At 70.4% G+C, this 25,524-nt stretch carries 25 protein-coding genes, 1 pseudogene and 1 riboswitch; of the genes and pseudogenes, 16 read left to right on the top strand and 10 right to left on the bottom strand.

The features are described from left to right. Positions 1 to 4 precede the first annotated feature (4 nt). The 4 genes from OG390_RS08615 to OG390_RS08600 all read left to right on the top strand — a co-directional run bounded on the left by OG390_RS08615 (position 5) and on the right by OG390_RS08600 (position 3,751). Positions 5 to 760, top strand: a complete 756-nt coding sequence (locus OG390_RS08615) for a MerR family transcriptional regulator (RefSeq protein ID WP_406166380.1) — start codon at positions 5 to 7, stop codon at positions 758 to 760. An 86-nt stretch (positions 761 to 846) separates the two neighbouring features. After that, positions 847 to 1,320, top strand: a complete 474-nt coding sequence (locus OG390_RS08610) for a bifunctional nuclease family protein (protein WP_006123076.1) — start codon at positions 847 to 849, stop codon at positions 1,318 to 1,320. A 217-nt stretch (positions 1,321 to 1,537) separates the two neighbouring features. Continuing rightward, positions 1,538 to 2,173, top strand: a complete 636-nt coding sequence (locus OG390_RS08605) for a MerR family transcriptional regulator (RefSeq protein ID WP_406166378.1) — start codon at positions 1,538 to 1,540, stop codon at positions 2,171 to 2,173. 102 nt (positions 2,174 to 2,275) lie between these two features. After that, a complete protein-coding gene (locus OG390_RS08600) occupies positions 2,276 to 3,751 on the top strand; it encodes a DNA polymerase IV (RefSeq protein ID WP_406166376.1) in 1,476 nt (491 codons plus the stop codon). On the opposite strand, the gene OG390_RS08595 is transcribed toward OG390_RS08600, so the two are convergent. After that, complete coding sequence (locus OG390_RS08595; protein WP_399080397.1) at positions 3,673 to 4,044, bottom strand: PRC-barrel domain-containing protein; 372 nt, start codon at positions 4,042 to 4,044, stop codon at positions 3,673 to 3,675. The genes OG390_RS08600 and OG390_RS08595 overlap by 79 nt on opposite strands. A gap of 114 nt (positions 4,045 to 4,158) precedes the next feature. Continuing rightward, positions 4,159 to 4,254: riboswitch (glycine riboswitch) on the top strand. A gap of 177 nt (positions 4,255 to 4,431) precedes the next feature. Between OG390_RS08595 and gcvP the strand changes: the two genes are divergently transcribed. Next, on the top strand, positions 4,432 to 7,317 hold the full coding sequence (gene gcvP / locus OG390_RS08590) for an aminomethyl-transferring glycine dehydrogenase (RefSeq protein WP_406166374.1): 2,886 nt from the start codon (positions 4,432 to 4,434) through the stop codon (positions 7,315 to 7,317). A 137-nt stretch (positions 7,318 to 7,454) separates the two neighbouring features. On the opposite strand, the gene OG390_RS08585 is transcribed toward gcvP, so the two are convergent. Further along, positions 7,455 to 7,661, bottom strand: coding sequence for a DUF5999 family protein (locus OG390_RS08585; RefSeq protein WP_189184557.1), 207 nt, complete (start codon positions 7,659 to 7,661; stop codon positions 7,455 to 7,457). 361 nt (positions 7,662 to 8,022) lie between these two features. After that, entirely contained in the window at positions 8,023 to 8,619 is a 597-nt protein-coding gene (locus OG390_RS08580) for a hypothetical protein (RefSeq protein ID WP_406166372.1), read from the bottom strand. Positions 8,620 to 9,165: 546 nt separating this feature from the next. Between OG390_RS08580 and OG390_RS08575 the strand changes: the two genes are divergently transcribed. Further along, positions 9,166 to 10,683 carry a glutamate--cysteine ligase gene (locus tag OG390_RS08575; RefSeq protein WP_406166370.1) on the top strand — a complete coding sequence of 506 codons (1,518 nt, stop codon included), beginning with the start codon at positions 9,166 to 9,168 and terminating at the stop codon, positions 10,681 to 10,683. Here the strand turns inward: OG390_RS08575 and OG390_RS08570 are convergent. Beyond that, a pseudogene (locus OG390_RS08570) lies at positions 10,684 to 11,325 on the bottom strand (hypothetical protein); the annotation flags it as partial. It lies immediately after the preceding gene. 197 nt (positions 11,326 to 11,522) lie between these two features. Between OG390_RS08570 and OG390_RS08565 the strand changes: the two are divergent. Next, on the top strand, positions 11,523 to 12,323 hold the full coding sequence (locus OG390_RS08565; RefSeq protein ID WP_406166368.1) for a CPBP family intramembrane glutamic endopeptidase: 801 nt from the start codon (positions 11,523 to 11,525) through the stop codon (positions 12,321 to 12,323). Positions 12,324 to 12,422: 99 nt separating this feature from the next. Here the strand turns inward: OG390_RS08565 and OG390_RS08560 are convergent, their stop codons facing one another. Beyond that, positions 12,423 to 13,232: a PhzF family phenazine biosynthesis protein gene (locus OG390_RS08560; protein WP_406166366.1), complete on the bottom strand. Its 810-nt coding sequence runs from the start codon at positions 13,230 to 13,232 to the stop codon at positions 12,423 to 12,425. Positions 13,233 to 13,428: 196 nt separating this feature from the next. On the opposite strand from OG390_RS08560, the gene OG390_RS08555 reads away from it, so the two are divergent. Beyond that, entirely contained in the window at positions 13,429 to 14,070 is a 642-nt protein-coding gene (locus OG390_RS08555; RefSeq protein ID WP_406166364.1) for a PadR family transcriptional regulator, read from the top strand. Positions 14,071 to 14,179: 109 nt separating this feature from the next. Here the strand turns inward: OG390_RS08555 and OG390_RS08550 are convergent, their stop codons facing one another. Beyond that, complete coding sequence (locus tag OG390_RS08550; protein ID WP_399080381.1) at positions 14,180 to 14,608, bottom strand: SRPBCC family protein; 429 nt, start codon at positions 14,606 to 14,608, stop codon at positions 14,180 to 14,182. 563 nt (positions 14,609 to 15,171) lie between these two features. On the opposite strand from OG390_RS08550, the gene OG390_RS08545 reads away from it, so the two are divergent. From OG390_RS08545 to OG390_RS08535, 3 genes are all read left to right on the top strand, one after another. After that, positions 15,172 to 15,723 (top strand): Clp protease N-terminal domain-containing protein, encoded by a 552-nt coding sequence (locus OG390_RS08545; protein WP_406166362.1) that lies wholly within the window; start codon positions 15,172 to 15,174, stop codon positions 15,721 to 15,723. A gap of 181 nt (positions 15,724 to 15,904) precedes the next feature. After that, a complete protein-coding gene (locus OG390_RS08540; protein ID WP_406166360.1) occupies positions 15,905 to 16,915 on the top strand; it encodes an EamA family transporter in 1,011 nt (336 codons plus the stop codon). A 203-nt stretch (positions 16,916 to 17,118) separates the two neighbouring features. Next, positions 17,119 to 18,087 (top strand): DMT family transporter, encoded by a 969-nt coding sequence (locus OG390_RS08535; protein WP_406166358.1) that lies wholly within the window; start codon positions 17,119 to 17,121, stop codon positions 18,085 to 18,087. Positions 18,088 to 18,243: 156 nt separating this feature from the next. Here the strand turns inward: OG390_RS08535 and OG390_RS08530 are convergent, their stop codons facing one another. Next, positions 18,244 to 18,933 carry a pyridoxamine 5'-phosphate oxidase family protein gene (locus OG390_RS08530; protein WP_406166356.1) on the bottom strand — a complete coding sequence of 230 codons (690 nt, stop codon included), beginning with the start codon at positions 18,931 to 18,933 and terminating at the stop codon, positions 18,244 to 18,246. 35 nt (positions 18,934 to 18,968) lie between these two features. Between OG390_RS08530 and OG390_RS08525 the strand changes: the two genes are divergently transcribed. Further along, a complete protein-coding gene (locus tag OG390_RS08525) occupies positions 18,969 to 20,300 on the top strand; it encodes an aminotransferase class I/II-fold pyridoxal phosphate-dependent enzyme (RefSeq protein ID WP_406166355.1) in 1,332 nt (443 codons plus the stop codon). Position 20,301: 1 nt separating this feature from the next. Here OG390_RS08525 and OG390_RS08520 read toward each other — a convergent pair whose 3' ends face one another. Then, positions 20,302 to 21,237: a DMT family transporter gene (locus OG390_RS08520; protein WP_406166353.1), complete on the bottom strand. Its 936-nt coding sequence runs from the start codon at positions 21,235 to 21,237 to the stop codon at positions 20,302 to 20,304. Positions 21,238 to 21,311: 74 nt separating this feature from the next. Between OG390_RS08520 and OG390_RS08515 the strand changes: the two genes are divergently transcribed. Then, complete coding sequence (locus tag OG390_RS08515) at positions 21,312 to 22,214, top strand: LysR family transcriptional regulator (RefSeq protein ID WP_406166351.1); 903 nt, start codon at positions 21,312 to 21,314, stop codon at positions 22,212 to 22,214. A gap of 52 nt (positions 22,215 to 22,266) precedes the next feature. On the opposite strand, the gene OG390_RS08510 is transcribed toward OG390_RS08515, so the two are convergent. Further along, positions 22,267 to 22,734 carry a pyridoxamine 5'-phosphate oxidase family protein gene (locus OG390_RS08510; protein WP_399080367.1) on the bottom strand — a complete coding sequence of 156 codons (468 nt, stop codon included), beginning with the start codon at positions 22,732 to 22,734 and terminating at the stop codon, positions 22,267 to 22,269. Positions 22,735 to 22,878: 144 nt separating this feature from the next. Here OG390_RS08510 and OG390_RS08505 point away from each other — a divergent pair, with 144 nt between their 5' ends. Beyond that, a complete protein-coding gene (locus OG390_RS08505; protein ID WP_406166349.1) occupies positions 22,879 to 23,517 on the top strand; it encodes a cysteine hydrolase in 639 nt (212 codons plus the stop codon). Between the two features lie 112 nt (positions 23,518 to 23,629). Here the strand turns inward: OG390_RS08505 and OG390_RS08500 are convergent, their stop codons facing one another. After that, positions 23,630 to 24,106 (bottom strand): Rieske (2Fe-2S) protein, encoded by a 477-nt coding sequence (locus tag OG390_RS08500; protein ID WP_406166347.1) that lies wholly within the window; start codon positions 24,104 to 24,106, stop codon positions 23,630 to 23,632. 196 nt (positions 24,107 to 24,302) lie between these two features. Between OG390_RS08500 and OG390_RS08495 the strand changes: the two genes are divergently transcribed. Together OG390_RS08495 and OG390_RS08490 are read left to right on the top strand one after the other, a co-directional pair. Continuing rightward, on the top strand, positions 24,303 to 25,067 hold the full coding sequence (locus OG390_RS08495) for a HipA family kinase (protein WP_406166345.1): 765 nt from the start codon (positions 24,303 to 24,305) through the stop codon (positions 25,065 to 25,067). Then, a complete protein-coding gene (locus OG390_RS08490) occupies positions 25,064 to 25,447 on the top strand; it encodes a DUF3037 domain-containing protein (protein WP_406166344.1) in 384 nt (127 codons plus the stop codon). The genes OG390_RS08495 and OG390_RS08490 overlap by 4 nt, the downstream gene beginning before the upstream one ends. The last annotated feature ends 77 nt before the right edge of the window (positions 25,448 to 25,524 follow it).

Below are 25,524 nucleotides of genomic sequence, written 5' to 3'. Positions count from 1 at the left end.
GTCCATGCTTCAAAGACCGAGCGGCGGTGCCGGCAGCGGTACCGCCGCCGCGGACAGTGGGCTGATGAGCATCGGCGTGGTGCTGAATGTGCTGCGCGACGAGTTCCCCGAAGTCACCATCTCCAAGATCAGGTTCCTGGAGTCGGAGGGGCTCATCGAGCCGCAGCGAACCCCCTCGGGGTATCGCAAGTTCAGCGCGAACGACGTCGAGCGCCTCGGTCACGTCCTGAGGATGCAGCGGGACCACTACCTGCCGCTGAAGGTGATTCGCGAGCACCTGGACGCTTTGGAGCGGGGCGAGCCGGTCCGGCTGCCGTCCGTGGGGCGTCAGCGCGCCTCCGGCGACGGTGAGTCGCTCGGTGACCTCTTCGGAGAGCCCGAGGTGCCCACGGCGGCGCGCGTGGGCCGTGCCGAGCTGCTGGCCGCCGCGGAGATCGGCGAGCAGGAACTCGAGGAGTGGGAGTCGTACGGGCTGATCGCACCGCTGTCGGACGGTGCGTACGACGCCGAGGCGGTGACCGTCGCCGCGCTAGTCGTCGAGCTGGGGAGGTTCGGGATCGAGCCGCGCCATCTGCGCGCGATGAAGGCCGCTGCCGACCGCGATGCGGGCCTTGTGGACCAGGTGGTGGCCCCGCTGCGCCGCCATCGCAATCCGCAGACCAGGGCGCACGCGGAGGCCCGTACGAAGGAGCTGGCGGGGCTCACGGTGAAACTGCACGCGGCGCTGGTGCAGACCGCGCTCGGCGTGCGACTGCCCTGATCCGGGGCGCGCGCCCAGGCTGTGGATCGTCCACCCGTTCTGTGCCCGACTACCCAAACGTCCCGGGCACGGCCTAGGGTTGCTGTGTGAACGAGCTCGATGTCGTAGGTGTCCGGGTCGAAATGCCCTCCAACCAACCGATCGTGCTTCTGCGTGAAGTGGGAGGCGACCGCTACCTCCCCATCTGGATCGGACCGGGGGAGGCGACGGCGATCGCCTTCGCCCAGCAGGGCATGGCCCCCGCGCGACCGCTGACCCACGACCTGTTCAAGGACGTGCTGGAGGCCGTCGGCCAGGAGCTCACCGAAGTGCGTATCACGGACCTGCGTGAGGGCGTCTTCTATGCGGAGTTGGTGTTCGCCAGCGGGGTCGAGGTGAGCGCGCGGCCGTCAGACGCCATAGCGCTGGCTCTGCGCACCGGGACGCCGATCTACGGCAGCGACGGGGTGCTCGACGACGCCGGCATCGCGATCCCGGACGAGCAGGAGGACGAGGTCGAGAAGTTCCGCGAGTTCCTCGACCAGATCTCGCCCGAGGACTTCGGCACCAATAGCCAGTGACGACCTGAAGCGTCAGCGCGCTCCGGGCGGCATTTGCCTGCGGCCAGTGTGGTGCGCCGCGGTCCGCTCTAGAGCATTCGGCTAGCCTTTCCCCGCGATGGGGCACGGGAAACCACTCCTAGGGTGATTATCACTCGGCGTGCCGAGTGTGGCGATCGTTGACGCACCCCTGGTGACTGCCTACCGTCGAGAGGGCAGGTCAAGGACGGAGGTCGGCGTGAGTAGCAGCGGCGACGGTACGGCTGGGGGTGCCCCCGGACGCGGTCCGGGGGAGAGCGGCCCGTACCCGCTTCACGGCAGCGCGGCCGATCACGTTCCGCGGCGGCCGACGGCAGTGCCCGGCGAGGCAGGGGCGGTTCCCGAGGAAGTCGGCTACCGCGGTCCCACGGCGTGCGCCGCCGCGGGCATCACCTACCGGCAGCTCGACTACTGGGCGCGGACCGGTCTGGTCGAGCCGAGTGTGCGGCCCGCCTACGGGTCGGGCACGCAGCGCCTCTACAGCTTCCGGGACGTGGTCGTCCTGAAGATCGTCAAGCGGTTCCTCGATACCGGGGTGTCGCTGCAGAACATTCGCACCACCGTCCAGCACCTCAGGAAGCGCGGCTTCCGGGACCTGGAGCGGATGACGCTGATGAGCGACGGCGCGACGGTCTATGAATGCACGTCCCCCGATGACGTCCACGCCCTGCTCCAGGGTGGCCAGGGGGTCTTCGGTATCGCCGTGGGTGTGGTGTGGCAGGACGTCGAGAGCGCCCTCTCGCAGCTGCACGGAGAGCGCGTGGACACGGGTGAGACGCTCGTCGGACACCACCCCGCGGACGAGCTGGCGCGACGGCGCAACCGGGCCGTCTGAGGCCCGGGCGCGGCGGCAGGGGGGTCGGCCGGGGCCGGGAGAAGGGCACGGGGAGCGGGCCGACCCGGGGCATTGTCAGTGGCGTAGGGCAGCATCGGAGATGTGAGAACCGCGCCCACGATCCTGCATCTCGACATGGATGCCTTCTTCGCCTCGGCGGAGCAGGCATCCAAGCCGAGCCTGCGCGGGAAAGCGGTCGTCGTGGGCGGGCTCGGGCCGCGCGGCGTCGTCGCCACCGCCTCGTACGAGGCCCGCGTCTTCGGAGTGCACTCGGCGATGCCCATGGCCCAGGCGCGCCGGCTCGCGCCGAACGCCGCGTATCTGGTGCCGCGCTTCGGGCTCTACCGCGAGGTCAGCGAGCAGGTCATGGGGCTGCTGCGGGCCCTGTCGCCGCTCGTGGAACCGCTGAGCCTGGACGAGGCCTTCGTGGACCTCGAAGCGGGGGGGACGGCCTGGGACGAAGGCTCGGCGCGGCTGGCAGGGGTCAAGCTGCGCGCGGACATCCGGGCCGTCACGGGGCTCACGGGATCGGTGGGGCTCGCCGCTTCCAAGATGCTCGCGAAGATCGCCTCGGAACAGGCCAAGCCCGACGGTCTCGTCGTGATAGAGCCGGGTACCGAGCGCGCGCTGCTGGGGCCGATGTCGGTGCGGACGCTGCCGGGCGTGGGGCCCGCGACCGGGGACCATCTGCGGCGTGCCGGGATCACCACCGTCGACGAGATCGCCGAGGCGGGCGAGGACGAGCTCGTACGGCTGCTGGGGAAGGCGCATGGGCACGCGCTGTACGCGATGGCGCTGGCCCACGACGAGCGGCCAGTGGTGGCCGAGCGGGAGACCAAGTCGGTGTCGGTCGAGGACACGTACGACGTGGACATCCATGACCGGGTGCGGGTCGGCCTGGAGGTGCAGCGGCTCGCCGACCGGTGTGTGCGGCGGCTGCGCGGGGCGGGGCTGTCGGGGCGGACCATCGTCCTGAAGGTGCGCAGGTACGACTTCTCGACGCTGACCCGGTCCGAGACGCTGCGGGGACCCACGGACGATTCGACGGTCGTGCGGGAGGCCGCCGCGCGGCTTCTGGAGGCGGTGGACACGACCGGTGGCGTACGGCTGCTGGGTGTGGGCGTGACCGGGCTCGCCGACTACACACAGGAGGACCTGTTCGCGCAGGCGTATGCGCAGGCGCAGGCCGCCGCGGGGGAGCCGGCGATCCAAGAGCATTCCGCGGAGGAGACGCAGCAGGAGTCCTCCGAGGAACATGTGCCGCCCGCCGAGCGGAGGTGGCCCGCCGGGCACGACGTGCGGCATGCCGAGTTCGGGCACGGGTGGGTGCAGGGCAGCGGCCTCGGGCGGGTCACCGTGCGGTTCGAGACGCCTTACTCCGAGCCCGGGCGCGTACGGACGCTCCGGACCGACGATCCGGAGCTGGAACCGGCGGAATCGCTGCCTCTGGTGGAACGAAGACTGCGGGATCCGGAGCCCCGGGTCGCGGACCCCGGACCTCAGGCGTCCTCCGTGCCCGCGAGTCGGCCGAAGTCGCGGTCCGGCGGGGGCGGAGCGGGCGCCACATCGAGACCGTAGTGGTGGTAGAGCTGGAGTTCCTGCTCGGGGGAGAGGTGGCGTCCGACGCCGAAGTCGGGGGCGTCCTTGATCAGGGCTCGGTCGAAGGGGATGCGAAGGGCGCCCTCGACGAGTTCACTGGGCTCCAGGGGCACGAAGGCGTCCCTGCTGAACAGGCCCGTGCGTATGGCCGCCCACTCCGGGATCCCGGTCGCGTCGTCGAGGTAGACCTCGTCGATCGTGCCGATCTTGGTGCCATTGCGGTCGAACGCCTTGCGGCCGATCAGGTTGCGCGGATCGATGTCGGTCTGCACGGTCCCTCCTCTTGGTCGCAACTCATCCGTAAGCACTACAAAAGAGCACATTCAGGAAGGCGGCCACTCGAAGGTTGGGCTCTTGTCCTCGCTGGTAGGCTGGCAGGCGGCTGCTGACCCCGTGCGGGAGAGTCCTCCAGACTTCATCGGAGGCGCCGAAGGAGCAAATCCTCCCCGGAATCTCTCAGGCTCACGTACCGCACGGACGAGGTCACTCTGGAAAGCAGGGCGGGCGTCGATGGCCTCCGCTCTCACCGACGGTGAAAACCGGGTCGTCAGCGGACGGTCCGGTGAAACTCTCAGGTTGAGATGACAGAGGGGGAGGCCGTCGGGGTACCCGTGCCGGGGTGCCCCTCGAAGGTCGCGTCAGACCAGGAGGCCTCCGCAATGACCGCCCATCGCATTCCGCTCTCCGAGCTCGAACAGGGAATCCCCTTCGAGCAGCGCCACATCGGGCCCGACTCCGAGGCACGGGCCAAGATGCTCGCGCAGGTCGGGTACGGCTCGCTCGACGAGCTGACGGCCGCCGCGGTCCCGGACGTCATCAAGAACGCCGACGCCCTGGACCTGCCGGGCGCGCGCACCGAGGCCGAGGTGCTGGCCGAGCTGCGCTCCCTCGCGGACCGCAACCAGGTGCTCGACTCGATGGTCGGCCTCGGCTACTACGGCACGTTCACGCCGCCGGTGATCCTGCGCAACGTCATGGAGAACCCGGCCTGGTACACCGCCTACACGCCGTACCAGCCGGAGATCTCGCAGGGCCGTCTCGAGGCGCTGCTGAACTTCCAGACCGTGGTCGCCGAGCTGACCGGGCTGCCGACCTCCGGCGCCTCGTTGCTCGACGAGGGCACCGCGGCCGCCGAGGCGATGGCACTGTCCCGGCGCATGGGCAAGAACAAGAAGGGTCTGTTCCTGGTCGACGCGGACGCCCTGCCGCAGACCATAGCCGTCATCGAGACCCGCGCCGAGCCGACCGGCGTCGAGGTCGTCGTGGCGGACCTCAGTGAGGGCATCCCCGCCGAGATCGCCGAGCGTGAGATCAATGGCGTAATGATCCAGTACCCGGGCGCCTCCGGTGCCGTACGCGACCTCAAGCCGATCATCGAGCAGGCACACGAGCTGGGCGCGGTCGTCACCGTCGCCGCCGACCTGCTTGCCCTGACCCTGCTCACCTCGCCCGGCGAGTTCGGCGCCGACATCGCGGTCGGTACGACACAGCGCTTCGGTGTGCCGATGGGCTTCGGCGGGCCGCACGCCGGATACATGGCGGTGCGCGAGGCCTTCGCGCGCAGCCTTCCGGGGCGACTCGTCGGCGTGTCCGTCGACGCGGACGGACACAAGGCGTACCGCCTGGCCCTGCAGACGCGTGAGCAGCACATCCGCCGCGAGAAGGCGACCAGCAACATCTGTACGGCTCAGGTGCTGCTCGCGGTGATGGCCGGTATGTACGCCGTCTACCACGGTCCCGAGGGCCTGACGACCATCGCGCGGCGTACGCACCGGTACGCCACGATCCTCGCCGCGGGTCTGACGGCGGGCGGGGTCGAGGTCGTGCACGGCGCGTACTTCGACACGCTGACCGTGCGGGTGCCGGGCAAGGCCGCCGACGCCGTCGCCGCCGCGCGCGTGGGCGGTGTCAACCTCCACCTCGTGGACGCCGACCACGTGTCGATCGCCTGCGACGAGACCACCACGCGCAAGCAACTGGCCGGCGTATGGACCGCGTTCGGCGTCGAGGGCGACATCGAGGCGCTGGACGCGACGGCGCTGGACACGCTGCCGGCCGAGCTGCTGCGCACCGACGGCTACCTCGCCCACCCGGTCTTCCACCAGCATCGCTCCGAGACCGCGATGCTGCGCTACCTGCGCAAGCTCTCCGACCGCGACTACGCGCTCGACCGCGGCATGATCCCGCTGGGCTCCTGCACGATGAAGCTCAACGCGACCACGGAGATGGAGCCGGTCACCTGGCCCGAGTTCGGCCAGATGCACCCCTTCGCGCCCGCCGAGCAGGCGCAGGGCTACCTCACGCTCATCCGTGAGCTGGAGGAGCGGCTCGCCGAGGTCACCGGCTACGACAAGGTCTCGCTCCAGCCGAACGCCGGCTCGCAGGGCGAGCTGGCCGGTCTGCTGGCCGTGCGTGGCTACCACCGTGCCAACGGCGACGCGCAGCGAACCGTTTGCCTCATCCCGTCCTCCGCACACGGCACGAACGCCGCGAGCGCCGTGATGGCCGGCATGAAGGTCGTGGTCGTCAAGACCTCGGACGACGGCGAGATCGACGTCGAGGATCTGCGTGCCAAGATCGAGCAGTACCGCGACGAGCTGGCGGTGCTGATGATCACCTACCCCTCGACGCACGGTGTGTTCGAGGAGCATGTCGCCGACATCTGCGCGCAGGTGCACGAGGCCGGCGGTCAGGTCTACGTCGACGGCGCCAACCTCAACGCGCTGGTGGGCCTCGCCAAGCCGGGCCACTTCGGCGGTGACGTCTCGCACCTCAACCTGCACAAGACGTTCTGCATCCCGCACGGCGGCGGCGGTCCGGGCGTCGGCCCGGTCGGAGTGCGCGCGCACCTGGCGCCGTATCTGCCGAACCACCCGCTGCAGCCCGCGGCGGGTCCCGACACCGGTGTCGGTCCGATCTCGGCCGCTCCCTGGGGCTCCGCGGGCATCCTGCCGATCTCGTGGGCGTACGTCCGGCTCATGGGCGGCGAGGGCCTCAAGCGGGCCACGCAGGTGGCGGTGCTGTCCGCCAACTACATCGCCAAGCGCCTGGAGCCGCACTACCCGGTGCTCTACACCGGTCCGGGCGGGCTCGTCGCGCACGAGTGCATCATCGACCTGCGCCCGCTGACCAAGGCGACCGGCGTCACCGTCGACGACATGGCCAAGCGCCTGATCGACTACGGCTTCCACGCGCCGACGATGTCGTTCCCGGTGGCCGGCACGCTGATGATCGAGCCGACCGAGTCCGAGGACCTGGGCGAGCTCGACCGGTTCTGCGACGCGATGATCGCGATCCGCGCGGAGATCGAGAAGGTCGGCTCGGGCGAGTGGGCGGCGGAGGACAACCCGCTGCGGGGTGCGCCGCACACTGCCGCCGCGCTCGGCGGGGACTGGGAGCACGCTTACACGCGTGAGGAGGCCGTCTTCCCGGCCGGTGTCTCGGCCGCGGACAAGTACTGGCCGCCGGTGCGCCGCATCGACCAGGCGTACGGCGACCGGAACCTTGTCTGCTCCTGCCCGCCGCTGGACGCCTACGAGGACTGATCAGCGCTCGGGACTTGGACGCCTACGGGGAGTAATCACCCTCGGACATGCGTCGGGGCCGGTTCGGAGAGTACGTCTCCGGGCCGGCCCCTCTTATGTCTGGGTGGCTTGCTGGTGAGGCCACCCGGTTGTGCGGCTCAGGCGGCCGTCATCACGTGTTCGCTGCCCATGGGGCGGTGTGGGGCGATGATCTGGCCGTCCGGCAGGAGCTCACCGGTGTCCTCGAAGAGCAGAACGCCGTTGCACAGCAGGCTCCATCCCTGCTCCGGGTGGTGCGCCACGAGACGGGCGGACTCCCGGTCGGCTGATTCGGCTGACGGACACGGTGGCTGGTGCTGGCACATGGATGGGATCTTTCGCTGGGTTGAGATGTGAGTGATGGCTGTGGTGTCTGTCCCGCGGCTTGATGTGTTCATGGCCGCCCCCCGTTGGTGTGTGGTCTGGGACCCAGTGTTGCCCTACGGGCGTCAATCCGCAGGGATTTCGCGGCACCGCTTCTCACAGGTTGATGACGCATCACCCGTGCGGTCGGTTCATTCCAACTGCACTGTCCCTTCGGGTGGTTCGAGGTGGCCGAATGGGGCTAGTCCGGTCGGGGTGAACGGGCGTTTTCCCTCGTACGAGCGGGGTGCAGCGCTAACGAGCAACGTGCCCCGCGGCCGAATGAACGGCGGCGGGGCACGGATGTTTCGCTGGTGCGGGGACTTATGCGGGGACCTCCGCGGGGGAGCCCAGCAGCGGGGCGCGCGTGACCCGGAGGGTGAGGACCGGCAGCAGTTCGGCGACGCGGTGCGGGCGGTGCGCGGCGATGCCGGGCGGGGCGGGTGCCAGCGGCACCAGGAGGTCGGTGGCGGCCGGATGGCCGGTGGCGCCGTCCGCGGCGCAGTCGCCGTGCAGCCAGAGCGTGAGCATGTAGAGCTCGGGCACGGACAACAGGCGTGCCTGGTACGGCTGCTGCATGGACTCGGCCTGGCGCAGGGCGCGTTCGGTGGCGGTGATGTACGGGCCCTCGAAGAAGCGCGAGAAGGCCCAGCCGTCGGGAGTCAGCATGGTGTCGGCGGCGGCCACCGAGCGGTCCCCGCTGCGGATCAGGAAACGCCACCCGGCGAGCCGGGTGGCGGAGGCGCCCGCGGGAGTGATCCGGTCCAGGACGTGCACCGGCAGCGGGAGTTCGGGCGTGACGGGTCCCTGGGCCAGGCGCAGGGACGGAGTGCGCGCCTCGCGGACAGCGGTGGGGGAACCGAGTGCCGTGAGGACGGTGCGCAGGGCGGGCGCGGGAGCCGGGGGTACGTGCAGCGGCATGGTGGGTCGCCTCTCATTCGACAGGCACAGTGGCGCGAGGGCGGGGGCGGACGGCGCTGTCAGCTCTCGGGGTCAGAAGGGCGAGCAGGTCTGGATCTGCCAACAGGGTGTCGCCTGCCGTACGCCACCTTGACGACGGGACCTAGGACCGCGAGCGCCAACTCTCTGCCTCGTTTGCGGAGTTTATACGACACGTGTTCAGACGGTGTTTCGTCTAGCCGTCTCGAATATGAAGAGCAAGACACTATTCGGTCGGCGAAACGCGAAGTTGATCCCGATTCCGTGGAGGCGTGCCGCGATGACCTCGGAATGCTTCGCCGGAGCGGTCGGCCGATTCGCGTCGGCATTTTTCACGAGATCATGTCGGGCTGAAACATGCACATTGCATCATGCCCGGTGAATGTGCCGCGGGTACCCGGGTACAGGGTAGCGGGCGGAGGGTGTGCCCAGGGCGTTATCGATCGCGTTGCCTGGGCATCATCCCCCGTGACCCGGGACGCCAGAGGGCCGGAGCATCGGCCTGCCCATCCGAGGAGGGACACTTCGATGGGGGAGAAGGTCGTGGCAGGGCCGTTCGACCTGTCCGATCGGCAGCGCTACCGCGGCAAGCTCCGGCAGTGTCTGACGGGGCTGGAGCGGCTGCTGGAGGAGAAGAGGTTCGATCGTCCGCAGAATCTCATGGGCCTGGAGATCGAGCTGAATCTCGCGGGACCCGACGGCATGCCGAGAATGATGAATGCGCAAGTGCTCGAAAGGATTGCGAGCCGCGATTTCCAAACAGAACTCGCCATGTTCAACCTTGAAGTCAACATAGCTCCCCATCGATTGGGTGGGCGGGTATTCGACCGGCTCGCCGAGGAGCTGCGCACCTCGCTCGGGTATGCCCATCGGAAAGCGAGCGAGGTCGACGCCGGAATCGTGATGATCGGCATCCTGCCGACCCTTGGTCAGAACGACCTGGTCTCCTCGAATTTGTCGGACGTGGACCGTTACACCCTGCTCAACGACCAGATCGTGGCCGCCCGCGGCGAGGACTTCGCCCTCGACATCGACGGTGTGGAGCGCCTCGTCTGTACGTCGAGGTCCATCGCGCCCGAAGCCGCCTGTACCTCCGTGCAGTTGCACCTCCAGGTCACCCCGGGCCGCTTCGCGGACGTGTGGAACGCGGCGCAGGCGGTGGCCGCCGCCCAGATCGCGGTGGGCGCCAACTCGCCGTTCCTGTTCGGTCGTGAGCTGTGGCGCGAATCGCGGCCCCCCTTGTTCCAGCAGTCCACCGACACCCGGCCGCCCGAGCTGCAGGCGCAGGGGGTCAGGCCGCGCACCTGGTTCGGCGAGCGGTGGATCTCGTCGGCGTACGACCTCTTCGCGGAGAACCTGCGCTTCTTCCCTCCCTTGCTGCCCATCTGCGACGACCAGGACCCACTCGCCGTCCTCGACGCGGGAGACATCCCCAAGCTCGCCGAACTCGTGCTGCACAACGGCACGGTGTACCGGTGGAACCGGCCGGTGTACGGCATCGCCGACGGCGTCCCGCATCTGCGCGTCGAGAACCGGGTGCTGCCCGCGGGCCCCACCGTCACCGACGTCATCGCCAACGCGGCCTTCTACTACGGGCTCGTGCGCGCGCTGGCCGAGGAGGCACGGCCCGTGTGGACGCGGCTGTCGTTCGAGTCGGCCGCCGCCAACTTCGACGCCGCCTGCCGCCATGGCATCGAGGCGCGGCTGGAGTGGCCGCGGCGCGGCCGGTACGGCGGGACCGGGCGGGTGGACGCCGTGAATCTGGTGCGTGAGGAGCTGCTGCCGCTCGCCGCCGCAGGGCTGGACGCGTGGGGTGTCGAGCCCGCCGACCGGGACTTCTACCTGGGCGTCATCGAGGACCGGTGCCGATTGCGTGTGAATGGCGCGAGCTGGCAGGCGGCCACCTTCCACCGGGCCCTGGAGAAGGGGCTCGGGCGGGATGCCGCGCTGGCCGCGACGACCCGGCGGTACGGCGAGCTGATGCACCTCGGGGAGCCCGTGCACACCTGGCCGGTGGGGCTGCCGGAGCCGGTTCCGCTCGGGTGAGCCCTTGGTCCGTGCCGCCGCACTGCTGAGCTGCGTCAGCGCGAGCAGGCCGGTCGCGCTGCACGTCGGATCGGCCGCCCCGAGCTTCAGCCGATCGCTCGTCATCGTCGCGCCGGCCAACTCGGTCCAGGTGTACGTCTTCTCGGGCCACCCCAGGGACTTCGCGGCCGACGGGACCATGGCGATGCCGACCGGTGAGTACGCGACGTTGCCCGCGTTGGTCACCTCGATCGCCGTGCTGTCCGCGCTCGCGCGCTGCACCCACACGTCGGAGTCCGGCACCCACACCTGAACGTCCGACGTCTTGCCCGACCGCAACGCGTCGGTGAACTTGTACGACTCGCGCGCGGTCACACTGACGTCGAGGCAACGGCCGTCGGAGGTGATGTTGTTCGTGCGGGCGTGATCGGCGGTGGCCCTGAGGGCGGGCGCCACGTCCGGCGACGCGGCGACCTCAAGGTGCACGGCGTTGTCCTGGCAGGAGCCGCCGAAGGAGAGCAGGCCACCGCGGACGGCGGCCGCCGTGCCCGCCGCGACCGTGAGCACGAGCACCGTCGCGATGGCCACGTTGCGGCGGCGCACGCGAGGTCGGGGGTCGACTGCGCCCGCCCGGTACGCGTCGGGCAAGCTGTGACGTCCCATGACGGTAGTGCCCCTCCCTGTTGAGCCTTGAGCCGTAGGACAGCCGTAAGACAGCCGTAAGACAGACAAAGGGGAGGTACGCCCCGTGCGGCGGCCGTCCCCCCAACGGCCTGTCGCGCACGATCTTCGTAACTTCTTTCGAGACCCTAGCGGGGCGAAGATGGGGATGAGGCGGGATTACTCAACTGGAGGCGGGAGTGCAGGTGGAGGCGGGGTCGGTGGCCGATCCCTTTCCGAAGGAGCCGCTGGCACGACGGATTTTCCGGGACGAGACGCTGCTCGTCCTCGGTCTCTCGCTCGGTGCGAGCGGGGTGTCCGCGCTGATCAGCTTTGTCGGATCGGTCACCAAACCGGGGGGTCTGAAGGACCAGGCGGCCACCCTGAACGCCTCGGCCGCGCCGGGTCGACCCTGGCTTGATCTGGCCTGGCAGTTGTTCGGAATCGCGTCGGCTCTGGTGCCGGTCGCACTGGTCGCGCACTTCCTGCTGCGGGAGGGGCAGGGGCTGCGCGTGATCGGTTTCGACCGCACGCGGCCGTGGCCGGACCTCGGGCGCGGGGCGGTGATCGCGGCGGTGATCGGCAGCACCGGCATCGCCTTCTATCTGGCGGCCCGGGGGCTCGGCTTCAACCTCACCGTGGTGCCGGAGGCGCTGCCCGACGTGTGGTGGAAGTACCCGGTGCTGATCCTTTCGGCCGTGCAGAACGCCGTGCTGGAGGAGGTCGTCGTCGTCGGGTATCTGCTGCGCCGGCTCGGGCAGTTGGGCTGGACGCCGGGCACCGCCCTGGTGGCGAGCTCGGTGCTGCGCGGCTCGTACCACCTCTACCAGGGCATCGGCGGCTTCGTCGGCAACATGGCGATGGGTGTGGTCTTCGTCATCCTGTACCGGCGTTGGGGGCGGGTGGGACCGCTTGTGGTCGCGCACTCGCTGCTCGACATCGGGGCGTTCGTGGGCTACGCGCTGTTGGCCGGGAAGGTGGGGTGGCTGCCGACGGCGTGAGCGGTGTGAGCTGCGTGAGCAGGCCTCAGGGGGCGTACGACACTCTCGTACGCCCCCTGCTGTGTGCCGTGCCGCTCGTCGCGGGCGGCGCGGTGGACGCTATGCGAGCAGCTCTCCCTCGATGACCGTGACCGCGCGGCCGGTGAGCAGGGTGCGGTCGCCGCGCTGTTGCGTGCGGACGAGGCCGGAGCGCGGGGAGGCCTGCAGGCCGGTGAGATCGGGACGGCCGAGGCGCTCGGACCAGTAGGGGGCGAGGGCCGTGTGGGCGCTGCCGGTGACGGGGTCCTCGTCGATGCCGACATTCGGGAAGAAACAGCGGGAGACGAAGTCGTAGCCGCGGGAGGGGTCTTCGGCGCGGGCGGTAGCGATGATGCCGCGCTCGGAGTACCGCGCGAGCGCCTTGTGGTCCGGGGTGAGGCCCAGGACCGTCTTCTCGTCGGCGACTTCGATCAGCAGGTCCCCGATGTTCGAGCCGGTGTCGAAGGCGGTGAGCGGTGCGGCGCCCAGCGCCTCGGCGACGCCGTCCGGGACCTCGACCGGGGTGAGCGGCGCGGTCGGGAAGTCCAGTGTGACGGCACCGTCCTCGTGGGGCGTGGCGATGAGGACGCCGCTGAGCGTGGCGAACCGTACGGGTCCCTCGTGGGCGCCCGTGGTGTGCAGCACGTGCGCGGTGGCCAGCGTCGCGTGCCCGCACATCGCGACCTCGGTGGCAGGCGTGAACCAGCGCAGCGCCCAGTCGGCATCGCCGCCCTGGGGAAGGCGGTGGGCGAACGCCGTTTCGGCGTGGTTGACCTCGAGGGCCACGTTCTGGAGCCAGGCGTCCTCCGGGAACGAGTCGAGGAGGACGACACCGGCAGGGTTGCCGGAGAAGGGGCGGTCGGTGAAGGCGTCGACGATTCGAATCCGCATGGCGCGACGCTAGCCGCGCCGCAAAGCCGCTGGCCAAGGCCAATTCGGGGTAGCTGGCCCTGTTGTCGGCCCGCTCGGCCCGCCGAGTCCGATCCGGAGTCTCGGCGCTGCCCAGTCCTCGGGGGTTGTCACGCGAACGCTTCCGATATATCGTTGACGCATCGCGACTGATCAGCGATGGAATGGAGTGATTGCGATGCGTTCCCGTGGAGAAGACTTCGGATACGAACACGGACACGGACCCCACGGCGGACCCGGCCATCGAGGTCGGGGCGGCTTCGAGGGGCGGCGTGGGGCTTTCGGGCCGTTCGGGCCGGGCGGTCCCGGCTTCGGCGGTGGCCCCGGCTTCGGCTCGGGCCCCTGGGGTGGGCGCGGCGGCCGCGGCGGGCCCCGGGGGAGGGCGCGGCGCGGCGACGTGCGCGCGTCGATCCTGGCCCTGCTCAAGGACCGGCCCATGCATGGTTACGAGATGATCCAGGAGATTGCCGAGCGCAGCGGCGGGGCGTGGAAGCCCAGCCCGGGTTCGGTCTACCCGACCCTTCAGCTGCTGGAGGACGAGGGCATGATCACCAGCGAGGCCGAGGGCGGCAAGAAGCTGTTCTCGCTCACCGAGTCGGGCCGCAGTGCGGCCGACGAGGGCCCCGACGCGCCTTGGGAAGAGGCCGGACGCGGGGTCGACTGGGAGACGCTGCACGAGATCCGGCAGGCCGGCTTCGGCCTCATGGAGGCCTTCGGTCAGGTCTGGAAGACCGGCAGCAAGGACCAGCGCGACAAGGCGGTGGCGGTCATCAACGAAGCCCGCAAGAAGCTGTACCTGATCCTCGCCGACGAGGACTGACGGCGTGCTGTGGTACCTGACGGCGCCCCGCGGAAGCGTTTCCGCGGGGCGCCTTTCCGCGTACGGGGCCGCGGGGTGCCGTTCCCGGTCGGGCGGCGGTGCGCGAGGCTCAGGTGACCAGTCCGGCCAGCTTGCGCAACGACTCGTTGAGGGCGGCCGTCGCCGAGTCCTTGAGCTTGCCCGCCATCAGCGAGACGGCGGCGCCGGTGAACTCCCCGTCGATCCGGACGGACGTGGCGTCGCCGTCGGGGGTCAGGGTGTATCGCGTGGCGACGTTCACCGCCATCGGGCCCTTGCCCCGGATGGCCAGGGTGCGGGCGGTCTCCAGTTCCTCGATGGTCCAGTTGACCTCGGCAGGGAAGCCCATCAGCTTCATGTTCTCCTCGAAGGTGCCGCCGACCTCCAGTGATGCGGGGCCGCCCTTCGGGAAGCTGGTGTGGGTCGAGTTCCACTCGCCGTACGAGGAGAAGTCCGTGAGTTGCGCCCAGACCTTCTCGGCAGGCGCCTCTATGCGAGCTTCCGCGCTGACTTCGGCCATGCGACCACCTCTTCGTGTCGGGCTACGGTGTCGCGGAACGTAGCCGCAGGGCCCGGAACATTCAATACTGATGAACTGTCAGAAATCGTGCAGGAGACGGTGGTAGGGGGCGGTGCGGGGAGGCGGTGCCGGGGGAGGTGACAGTGGGAGGGGGCGGCGGGAGGTCGCGTCAACAGGGGGTCAGCCCCCTGTCGTGTCACCGCCGCGTCGAACAGGTCCCACGCCCGTGGGTGGGCCCTTTCTCGTGGCAATGCCACGCCTCCCCGAACAGGTCGGCGAGCAGCGCGTTCTCGGGGCGTACATCCGGTACGCGTACTGCCTGCCGTGCGACCGCCGGCAGGACCACCAACCAGCACCTGCCCTCCATGCCCCGAGGGATGAACGCCGGAGCGGCGCGGTTGCTTGCGGGGCGCAGAGCAAGACGGCGCGCGCCCCAGGGGGAAATCGGCGCGAAGTCATCCGTAAGGAGGAGAAGTCGCCCATGGATGCCCACCCTGTGTGGGACGTCAAAATGCTGCCGGCCGGGGATGACCCGGCTCGCAGAGACTGATGGGGTAGGGGTTGTGCCATCCCGTATTCCCCAGCAGCCAGCCGCCGAGAGCGGCCCGAACCGTACGGAAGTCATAGCCGGGCTCAGCGCCGAGCTGGCCGCGGTGGTCTCCGGTGCGCGCAGGAGGGCGCTGCGGGACGGGGACCGGCAGATCGACACGGCCCATCTGTTGCACTCACTGCTGGAGTCCGACCCCGAGGTGCGCGCCGTCTTCGACGGCGGGTCGCAGGTCGCCCGGCTGCTCGGCTACCTCGTGCAGCGCAGCATCGGCTACGGGCTGCGCTGGCAGAGCACGGTCGAGGACTCCGGTGCCCTGCCGGTGGTCGCCGAGGCGGGCTGGTCCCCGGTGGCGGCCGGTGCCATGGAGGGCGCGTACGAGCGTGCGGTACTGCGGGGCCACGAGCGGGCCCGCGGTCTCGATCTGCTCGCGGCGGTCGTCGCCGATCCCCAGTCGCGGGCGGTCGAGGTCCTCGGACGCGCGGGAGTCGACGCCCGCGCGCTGTTGGGGCGTATTGAGGCAGCCGGGTTCGAGGAGTACGCCGCGCGGGGCGACGGCGGCTGCTGAATCCAGGGCGGGCAGCGGGCGGGGCTGAGTTCGGGGGAGCGCCAGGGGCTGGGCCCGGCGGAGAGCTGCTCGCTGAGCCCGGATGAAGGCGGCAGACCTTCACGTCGAGTCGCCGCGTCCACATCCAACCGTTGGGACAGGTGTCATTGGGGGTGACGCTCATGTCATCGCCTGTCATCATGTGCCGGTGCATACGTCTCAGGGCAGTCAGGACAACCGCGGAAGGGGCGTCGGCCTGGGCCTCGCGCTCGCGTCGGCGGTCGCGTTCGGCGGATCGGGTGTCGCGGCCAAGCCGCTGATCGAGGCGGGTCTCGACCCGCTCCACGTGGTGTGGCTGCGCGTCGCGGGCGCCGCGCTGGTGATGCTGCCGCTGGCCGTACGCCACCGGGCGCTGGTGCGGCAGCGTCCCGCGCTGCTCGCCGGGTTCGGACTGCTCGGTGTGGCCGGCGTCCAGGCCTGCTACTTCGCCGCGATCTCCCGTATCCCCGTCGGCGTCGCACTGCTCGTCGAGTACCTCGCGCCCGCGCTCGTGCTCGGCTGGGTGCGCTTCGTGCAGCGCCGGCCCGTGACGCGCGCCGCCGCCCTCGGGGTCGTCCTTGCGGTCGGTGGACTCGCCTGTGTGGTCGAGGTGTGGTCGGGGCTGAGCTTCGACGCCGTCGGACTGGTCCTCGCGCTGGGTGCCGCCTGCTGTCAGGTCGGCTACTTCGTCCTGTCCGACCAGGGCAGCGAGGCGGGCGAGGCGGCGCCGGACCCGCTCGGCGTGATTGCGTACGGGCTGCTCGTCGGCGCGCTCGTGCTGACGGTCGTCGCCCGGCCCTGGACGATGGACTGGTCCGTGCTCGTGGGCAGTGCGGACATGAACGGGACGTCCGTGCTCGCCGCGCTGCTCCTCGGCTGGATCGTGCTGATCGCCACCGTCGTCGCGTACGGCACCGGAGTGCTCTCCGTGCGCAGGCTCTCTCCACAGGTCGCGGGTGTCGTGGCCTGCCTCGAAGCGGTGATCGCGACCGTTCTCGCCTGGGTGCTGCTCGGCGAGCATCTCTCGGCACCACAGATCGTCGGCGGATCGGTGGTGCTGCTCGGCGCGTTCATCGCGCAGTCGTCGGCGCCGGCGAAGCCGTCGGACGGTCCCGTCGCGCGCGGCGGGAGCGACCTCGAATGGGAGTTGTCGGCCCATGGAACCACAGCGTAGGGTGCAGATCATGCCTTCCACGCTCGTTCTTCCGCCTCCGGCCGCCTGAGGCGGGCCCTCCGGAATCCACGCCCGGCCCTGAACCGGGCGGAACGGTGCTGCCCGCAGAAGAAGTCCGAGGACCTTTCCGTATGCCCCCGCCTTTTGGCATGGGCTGCGACGTGGTCCCTTCCTGAACTTCTGCATGTCTGCGGAGAGAACACGTGTCGAACACTGCATCCGGCCTGCCCATCGGGCGAGGCCTCCTCTATCTGATCGTCGCCGGTGCCGCCTGGGGTACCGCGGGCGCCGCCGCGTCACTGGTCTACCGGGCCAGCGACATGGGGCCCATCGCCCTCTCCTTCTGGCGCTGCGCGGGCGGACTCGCGCTGCTCCTCGCCATGCGGCTGCGGCGCCGGGGGCACGTCGCGCCCACCGTCCGTGAGCCGCTCGGTCGCAAGGCCCTGCGGATCGCCGGCACGGGTTTGGGGCTCGCCGTCTTCCAGACCGCCTACTTCGCGGCCGTCGAGGCGACCGGTCTCGCGGTGGCGACCGTCGTCACCCTGGGCGCCGGGCCCGTGCTCATCGCGCTCGGCGCGCGGCTGACGATGGGGGAGCGGCTGGGACGCGGCGGGAGTGCCGCCGTGGCCGGGGCGCTCGCCGGGCTCGGAGTACTGGTGCTGGGCAGCGGGGGTGCGACCGTGCGCCCCTGGGGCGTCCTGCTCGCCGTCGTGTCCGCGGCCGGTTACTGCACGACGACGCTGCTCACCCGGTGGTGGGGGCGCGACGGCCGAGCCGACGGGTCCGGTACGACGGTGTGGGCGTTCGCCGTCACCACCGGGTGCCTGCTTCCCTTCGGCCTGGCCGAGGGTCTGGTCCCGCACGCCGCCCAACCGGTGCACGTCCTGGCCCTGTTGGTGTACATCGCCGCCATCCCCACGGCTCTGGCCTACGCCCTGTTCTTCGCGGGCGCGGCCGTCGTCCGTTCCGCGACCGTCTCCGTGATCATGCTCCTGGAGCCGGTGAGCGCGGCCGTGCTGGCTGTCGGTCTGCTCGGTGAACGCCTGACGGCGGCCACGATGGCGGGCACCTTGCTGATGCTGGGCTCGGTCACGGGGCTCGCACTGGCGGAGGCACGGGGCGCGGGGGTCGACGGGCATACGGCGCCCGAGAAGGAATCGGCGCTCGTGTGAGACGCGGGGCGCGGGTTCGCTCGGGCCTGCGCCCCTGGGCTCACTCGGGCAGGTGGTTTTCGCTCCCTGCATCGCGCTGACGCGCTCGCCCTCGAACGCCGGACGGGCTGAATGCCATCAGCCCGTCCGGCGTGACAGGGGCACCGGATACCGGCATCACAGAGTCGCCAGATAGTCGGGAAGCTCGACGCCGGGGGCCAGGTCGTCCGACGGGATCGGGGCGCCGTATCCCTTGGCCAGCGGGAGGACTCCGGTCCAGTGGGGGAGCGAGAGGTCTTCGGGCTCGTCGTTCGGGCCGCCGGTGCGCAGCTTCGCGGAGACCTCGTTCAGGTCGAGGCGGATCACGGCGGTGGCGGCGAGTTCCTTGGCGTTGGCGGGGCGCGAGTCGCGCGCGCGGCCGGGGACGACATGGTCGACCAGCGCGTCCAGGGCCTCGCGCTTCTCGTCCGGGTCCGTCACCTGGTGGGCGACGCCGTGCACGACCACGGAGCGGTAGTTGATCGAGTGGTGGAAGGCCGAGCGGGCCAGGACCAGGCCGTCGACGTGGGTCACGGTCAGGCAGACCGGCAGCCCGGGGTCGGCCTGGCCGGTCATCCGCAGCGGGCGCGAACCCGTCGAGCCGTGCACGTAGAGGCGCTCGCCGACGCGTCCGTACAGCGTGGGCAGCACGACCGGCGCGCCGTCGCGGACGAAGCCGAGGTGGCAGACGTATCCCTCGTCGAGTATCGCGTGCACCATCTCGTGGTCGTACGCGGCACGGTCCTTGGAGCGGGTGGGGACGGTGCGGTCGGTCGGGGCGTAGGCAGCGGGCTGCGTCGTCCCAGGCTGAGTGCTCGTCTCCGACATTGCTTTCTCCATTGCACTAGTGCATAATCTACTTTGTGCTAGGAGAATATCGGATCGAAGGGCGTCGCGCAGTCGAGATTGCCGCGAGCGTCGAGCGCGCGGTGGGGTCGGGAGGTCTGGAGCCGGGTCAACTGCTGCCGCCGATGCGGGAGTTGGCCGAGCGGCTCGGCGTGAATCCGAATACGGTCGCCGCCGCCTATCGCACGCTGCGTGAGCGCGGGGTGATCGAGACCGCGGGCCGACGGGGCAGTCGGGTGCGCTCCAAGCCTGCCACCACGGGGCGCGAGTACATCCGGGTCGAGGTGCCGGAGGGGGCGCGGGACGTGGCCGACGGCAACCCTGATCGCGCGCTGCTGCCCGGTCTCGCCGAGGCATTCGCGGGGGCGGCAGCGTGGTCGGACCGCGAGCCCGTCATGTACGGGGAGGCAGCCGTCGAACCGGAGTTGGAACGGCTCGCGCGCGCCGACCTCGATGCGGACGGGGTACCCGACGGACCCGTCTTCGTCACCTCGGGATCGCTCGACGCCATTGAGCGCGTCCTCGCGGTCCATCTCAAACCCGGGGATGCCGTGGCCGTCGAGGACCCCGGCTGGGGCAGCCTGCTCGACCTCGCCCCGGCGCTCGGGCTGCGCACGGTGGGCGTCGGCGTCGACGACGAGGGCCCGCTCCCTGACGCCGTACGCCGTGCGCTGGAGGCCGGGGCGCGGGCCCTGATCGTCACCGACCGGGCGCAGAACCCGACCGGCGCCGCGGTGAGCGCCACGCGGGCGCGGGCCCTGCGGTCCGTGCTCGAGGCGTACCCGGAGACCCTGCTCATCGAGGACGACCACGGGCATCGGATCGTCGACCTGCCTCTGCATCCTCTGGCCGGAGTCACGCACAGCTGGGCCCTCGTGCGCTCCGTCGCCAAGGCGTACGGCCCCGACCTGCGGCTCGCCGTCCTCACTGGGGACCCCGTCACGGTGGACCATGTGCACGGCCGGCAGCGGCTGGGGCCCGGCTGGGTGAGCCATCTGCTCCAGCGGGCCGTCGTCCACCTGTGGACGTCGGGTGCCGTGGACGCCGAAGCGGTGGCGGCTGCGTACGGGCGGCGCCGCGAAGCGCTGATCGACGCCCTGAAGGAGCGCGGCATCGCGGCGTACGGGCGCAGCGGGATGAACGTGTGGATCCCCGTCCCGGACGAGACGGGGGCGGTCGCACGGCTGCTGCACTCCGGCTGGGCGGTCGCGCCCGGGGCGCGCTTCCGGATGAGTGCGCCGCCTGCCGTCCGGATCACGGTCTCGACCCTCACCCCGCACGACATCGAGCCGCTGGCGGACGCCGTCAGCTCCGCCGTCGGCCCGGCGCCCGCACGTCGTTACATCTGAGTCAGCGGCGCGTCTTCGCCTGGGTGAGCGCCGCGCCCGCTAGGACGATCACCGCGCCGACCGGAGTCGACCAGGTGAGCGACTCGCCGAGGATCGCGACGCCCGCGGCGGTGGCTATCACCGGGATGAAGTACGTGACCATCTGGGCCGTCGTCGGGCCGACCTCGGCGACGATGCCGTACTGGACGAGCATGGCCAGGCCCGTGCCGAGGGCTCCCAGGGCGGCGATCGCGAGCAGCGGCACGACCGGGAAGTGGCCCGGCAGCGTGGTGAACAGCGGGGTCACGAACGCCAGTTGTGCGGTGGCCAGCAGCAGCTGGGCGCCGGTCATCGACAGGTGCGAGTGACCGGTGCCGGCCAGGGTGCGACGGACGTAGATCCAGCCGATCGGGTAGCTCAGCGAGGCCAGCAGGGCCATCGCCGTGCCCGTGGCGTCCAGACCGTGGAAGCCCTGCCAGACGCCGAGGACCGTGAGCACGCCCAGGAAGCCGATGCCGAGGCCGGCAACCCTGAGGCGGGTCGGCCGGTCCTCGGAGAGGGCGACCAGGGACAGGGTCATGCCCCACAGCGGCGAGGTCGCGTTGCAGATGCCCGCGAGCGTCGACGGAATGGTCAGCTCGGAGTAGGCGAAGAGCGAGAAGGGCAGCGCGTTCAGCAGGAAGGCCGCGACCGCGAGATGCCCCCAGGTGCGCGCGCCACGCGGCAGCCGCTCCCGCTTCACCACCATCGCCGCCGCGAGCACCGCGGTCCCGAACAGCAGCCGCCCGAAGGTCACTTGGAACGGTGCGTAGCCCTCTGTGCCGACCTTGATGAGCAGAAAGCTGAAGCCCCAGATCAGGGAGAGGGCGCCGAAGCGGATCCGCCAGTCGAGGGCGGTGCGGCGGTGCGGACTCGGGGTGGTGGCCGCGGGGGTGCGACGGCTGGTGACGGTGCTCATGGAGGTAACGATGAAGCACTGAATCTCGTAGCACAAGCGAGATTTTTCGAGCGATATCTCGTAGCATTGCTTATATGTTGAATCTGGAGCGCCTGCGCACCCTCGACGCCCTGGCCCGGCACGGTTCGGTGAGCGGCGCGGCCGAGGGGTTGCACGTGACGACGTCGGCCGTCTCCCAGCAGATGTCCAAGCTGGAGCGCGAGGTCGGGCAGCAGCTGCTCGCCAAGAACGGCAGGGGCGTGCGCCTCACCGACGCCGGACGGCTGCTCGCCGACCATGCCGCGCGGATCCTGTCCCAGGTCGAGCTCGCGCAGTCCGACCTGGAGGCGCAGCGCGGTCAGGTGGTGGGTGAGTTGCGGCTTTCGGCGTTCCCGACCGCTGCGCGCGGGCTCTTTCCCGCCGCGCTCGCCGCCCTGCGTGTCGATCACCCCGGGCTGCGGGTGCGCTCCTGCGAGCTGGAGCCGGAAGCCGGCGTAGCCGGGGTGGTGCGTGGCGACCTCGACCTGGCGGTCGTGCTCGACTGGTACAACAAGCCGATGCCGCTGCCCGACGGCCTGGTGAAGGCGTCGATCCTCGACGACCCGGCCGATGTGGCGATGCCGGTCGGGCACCGGCTCGCGGACCGTGACGAGGTGGACCTCGGTGATTTCGCCGACGACGAGTGGATCACCTGGGGGGAGGGCGAGTTCTGCCATGAGTGGTTGATGTTCACGCTGCGCTCCAAGGGCGTCGAACCGCGCATCGGGCACCGCGCGGCGGAGACGCACACCCAACTCGGCCTGGTCGCCGCGCGGCTCGGGGTGTGCGTGGCTCCGCTGCTCGGGCGCCATCCGATGCCCGAGGGTGTCGTCACGGTGCCGGTGCGGCAGCGCGTGCGGCGCCATGTCTATGTCGTGTGGCGGGCCGACGCCGACCGCCGGCCCTCGATCAGGGCGGCGGTGGATGCTCTGCGTAAGGCCGGGGAAGGCGTCAAGTGAACTACAACGTCAGCAGAGTTGACGGTTCATCCGACTCGCGTGGCCAAGTGCTCTACAGAGGAGGCAGTTTCCGGAAGTCCCACGAAGCGATCGCCTCCGGAGTCAGCCGCGCCCAGGCATGGCGGCCGTCGTGCGGCATCTCCTCCAGACCGAAGTTCTTGCGCGCGAACAGGGTCTCCGGGACGTCGAGTTCGGCGCACAGCTCCCCGATGCGCGGGACCTCCCCCACGAACTCCACCGTGCCGGACAGCTCGACGCCGCGCAGTTCCCCGTACTCCTCGCCCGAGTCGATCACCACGGCGACGCGCGGGTCGCGGCGCAGCTCCGCCCAGCGCTTGCTGCGCACCACGGAGTACAGCCACAACGAGGTCCCGTCCCAGGCGAACCAGAGGGCGCTCACATGCGGTGCACCGTCCTTCGACACGGTCGCGACGCGGCAGGTGCGCTGGGTGGTGAGGAACTCGTCGAGTTCGCCGGGAGTCATCATGATCTTCCGGCCCCTGCGCTGAGTGACAGCCATGCGGTCCTCTCTTCTTCCGCGTCGGCCCTCGTCCGAGCCGACAGAGATCCTCTGACATCGCGTCAGAAAAGCATGGGCCGTCTTCCGTCCCCACGCAATGGTCGTTACGCTCGCCCGCTCCGACCTCCGACGACAAGGGGAGCCATGCCGTCGTACGAACAGCTCAGTGAACTCCTCGACCCCGCCACCACGGTGCTGCTCACCGTGGAGTGCCAGCAGGGTGTCGTGGGCCAGGACAGCGCGCTGCCCGAACTCGCCAAGGAGGCACGGTCGTCGGGGGTGCTCGCCAACGTCGCCCGGCTGGTGGCCGCCGCGCACGAGAGCGGGGTGCAGGTCGTCCACGCGATCGCCGAGCGGCGCCCGGACGGCCGGGGCGCCAACCGCAACGCCCGACTGTTCCGCGCGGCCGAGCGGCTGCCCGTGCAGCAGCTGACGGGGACCACGGCCGTGCGGATCGTGCCGCCCATCGAGGTCGCCGAGGAGGACTTCGTCGTACGCCGGCTGCACGGCCTCTCGCCGATCGCGGGCACCGACGTCGATCCGCTGCTGCGCAACCTGGGCTGCCGCACCCTCGTGGTGACCGGTGTCTCGGCCAACGTGGCCATTCCCAATACCGTGTTCGATGCCGTGAACCGTGGCTACACCGCCGTCGTGCCCGCGGACGCCATCGCGGGGGTGCCCTCCGACTACACCCCCGCGATGATCCGCAACACGCTCGCGCTGGTCGCCACTATCACCGCGACCGACGACGTGCTGGCCTGCTTCAAGCGACCACGCCGCTGAAGTCCCCAGGGGCCGCGCAAACTTGACCGCTGGAGTCTCCGGAAGCAACGCGAGCTTGACTGCTGAAGTCCCCGGGGGACCGCGCGAGCCCGTCCGCTGATGTCCGCAGCGATCACGCCAACGTGATCGAGTCGCCGTCGACGGTGATCTTGGCGGCGGCCAGCGCGCTCGTCGCGGGCCCCTTCTTCACGCTGCCGTCGGTGGCGGAGAACTGGCTGCCGTGGCAGGGGCAGTTGATCACGCCGTTCGAGATGCCCTTCACCGCACAGCCCTGGTGGGTGCACTTGGAGGAGAAGGCCTTGAACGTCCCCGCGGTCGGCTGGGTGACCACCACACCCTGGTCGGCGAAGACCTTGCCGCCGCCCTCGGGGATGTCGGTGGTCTTGGCGAGGACATCGGCTCCGGCGTTCCCGGCCGCGGCGTTGTCGCCGCCTCCGGAGCCACCCCCGCTCACTTCGGTGGAACCGGACGACTTCTTGTCGTCCGACCCGCACGCGGTCAGCGCGACGGCGAGTCCCGCCGCGCCGACGGCCGCCACAACGGTGCGGCGGGCCGGAGCCGAGACGGGCTGAAGCGATTCGCTGGTCATGCTGACTTTCCCTTCAACGAACGTGAGGCTGATCCGTAAAGGAGTACGGCCTGCCCGTGCGCCCTGTTCAGGGGGTTGGAGACTTCTTGGCCAAATCGACAGCGGGTCGACAGCACGGTCGCCCCCGCCGGATCCGGGCGCGGGGGCGGCCACGGGCAGCGTCCGTCGGCCGTGGTCACCCCAGTAGCCTGGGGCGATGCTCAAGGAAGTCATCGCGACCCGCTACATCACGCCCCTGCGTGAGGGCGGCTCGCTGCCGGGACTCGTCGAGGCCGACGATCTCGGGACGTACGTCATGAAGTTCACCGGCGCCGGACAGGGGCGCAAGACGCTCGTTGCCGAGGTCGTCTGCGGTGAACTCGCCCGCCGGCTCGGCCTGCGCGTACCCGGTCTGGTGACGATCGACCTGGACCCGGTCATGGGCCTTGGCGAGCCGGACCAGGAGGTCCAGGAGCTGCTGAAGTCGAGCGGGGGGCTGAATCTCGGGATGGACTTCCTCTCCCGCGCGATCGGCTTCGACTCACTCGCCTTCGATGTGAGCCCCGAGGAGGCCGGCCGGATCGTCTGGTTCGACGCGCTCGTCAACAACGTCGACCGCTCCTGGCGCAACCCCAACATGCTCGTCCGAAGCGGCGACCTGTGGCTCATCGACCACGGCGCCACGATGATCTGGCACCACCACTGGCCCGGCGCGGGGGCCTCCGCAGCCAAGCCGTACGACGTCTCCGATCACGCGCTCGCGCCCTTCGGGCCGGACATCGTCTCGGCCGCCGCCGAGCTGGCGCCGCTGGTCACGGAGGAACTGCTCGCCGAGGTGACCGCCGAGATCCCCGAGGTGTGGCTGGCCGACGAGCCCGGCTTCGACTCGACCGACGCGCTGCGCCGCGCCTACGCGCAGCCGCTCCTGGCGCGCGCCTGCGTCATCCACGAACGCATCAAGGGCATCGAGGGGGACAAGTGAGCGAGCGGGACGTCTTCGAGTACGCGCTGCTGCGCGTGGTGCCGCGCGTCGAGCGCGGTGAGTGCTTCAACGCGGGCGTGCTGGTGTACTGCCGCGCCAAGTCCTTCGTCGCGGCGCGGACACATCTGGACGAAACCAAGCTGCGGGCGCTGGACCCCGACGCGGACGTGGCGGGCGTACGGGCCGCGCTGCGCGCCGTCGAAGGGGTCTGCACCGGAGGAGAAGCGGCTGGTCAGGCGGCCCGCGATGACGCAGGGCGGCGTTTTCGCTGGCTGATCGCGCCGCGCTCGACGGTCGTCCAGCCGGGGCCCGTGCACACCGGACTCACCGCCGATCCGGCGGTCGAGGCCGGACGGTTGCTCGACCTGCTGGTCAGGTAATGGATCACACCACGCGGTGTGCCGTTGACACCGGGTGCCAGGGCTTCTAGCGTCACGTCTGCTGAAGGTACTAAGCG

Source organism: Streptomyces sp. NBC_00996 (assembly GCF_045162675.1).
GTDB lineage: Bacteria > Actinomycetota > Actinomycetes > Streptomycetales > Streptomycetaceae > Streptomyces.
The sequence above is the reverse complement of the archived record's forward strand: the minus strand, read 5'-3'. Positions and strand labels throughout refer to the sequence as shown.

Coding starts and splice junctions, on each gene's coding strand:
- OG390_RS08555 (WP_406166364.1), top strand. CDS start 13,429: ATGCGTTCCCGTGGAGAAGACTTCGGATACGAACACGGACACGGACCC.
- OG390_RS08510 (WP_399080367.1), bottom strand. CDS start 22,734: ATGGCTGTCACTCAGCGCAGGGGCCGGAAGATCATGATGACTCCCGGC.
- OG390_RS08505 (WP_406166349.1), top strand. CDS start 22,879: ATGCCGTCGTACGAACAGCTCAGTGAACTCCTCGACCCCGCCACCACG.
- OG390_RS08500 (WP_406166347.1), bottom strand. CDS start 24,106: ATGACCAGCGAATCGCTTCAGCCCGTCTCGGCTCCGGCCCGCCGCACC.
- OG390_RS08530 (WP_406166356.1), bottom strand. CDS start 18,933: ATGTCGGAGACGAGCACTCAGCCTGGGACGACGCAGCCCGCTGCCTAC.
- OG390_RS08520 (WP_406166353.1), bottom strand. CDS start 21,237: ATGAGCACCGTCACCAGCCGTCGCACCCCCGCGGCCACCACCCCGAGT.
- OG390_RS08495 (WP_406166345.1), top strand. CDS start 24,303: ATGCTCAAGGAAGTCATCGCGACCCGCTACATCACGCCCCTGCGTGAG.
- OG390_RS08515 (WP_406166351.1), top strand. CDS start 21,312: ATGTTGAATCTGGAGCGCCTGCGCACCCTCGACGCCCTGGCCCGGCAC.
- OG390_RS08550 (WP_399080381.1), bottom strand. CDS start 14,608: ATGGCCGAAGTCAGCGCGGAAGCTCGCATAGAGGCGCCTGCCGAGAAG.
- OG390_RS08615 (WP_406166380.1), top strand. CDS start 5: ATGCTTCAAAGACCGAGCGGCGGTGCCGGCAGCGGTACCGCCGCCGCG.
- OG390_RS08585 (WP_189184557.1), bottom strand. CDS start 7,661: ATGTGCCAGCACCAGCCACCGTGTCCGTCAGCCGAATCAGCCGACCGG.
- OG390_RS08560 (WP_406166366.1), bottom strand. CDS start 13,232: ATGCGGATTCGAATCGTCGACGCCTTCACCGACCGCCCCTTCTCCGGC.
- OG390_RS08580 (WP_406166372.1), bottom strand. CDS start 8,619: ATGCCGCTGCACGTACCCCCGGCTCCCGCGCCCGCCCTGCGCACCGTC.
- OG390_RS08575 (WP_406166370.1), top strand. CDS start 9,166: ATGGGGGAGAAGGTCGTGGCAGGGCCGTTCGACCTGTCCGATCGGCAG.
- gcvP (WP_406166374.1), top strand. CDS start 4,432: ATGACCGCCCATCGCATTCCGCTCTCCGAGCTCGAACAGGGAATCCCC.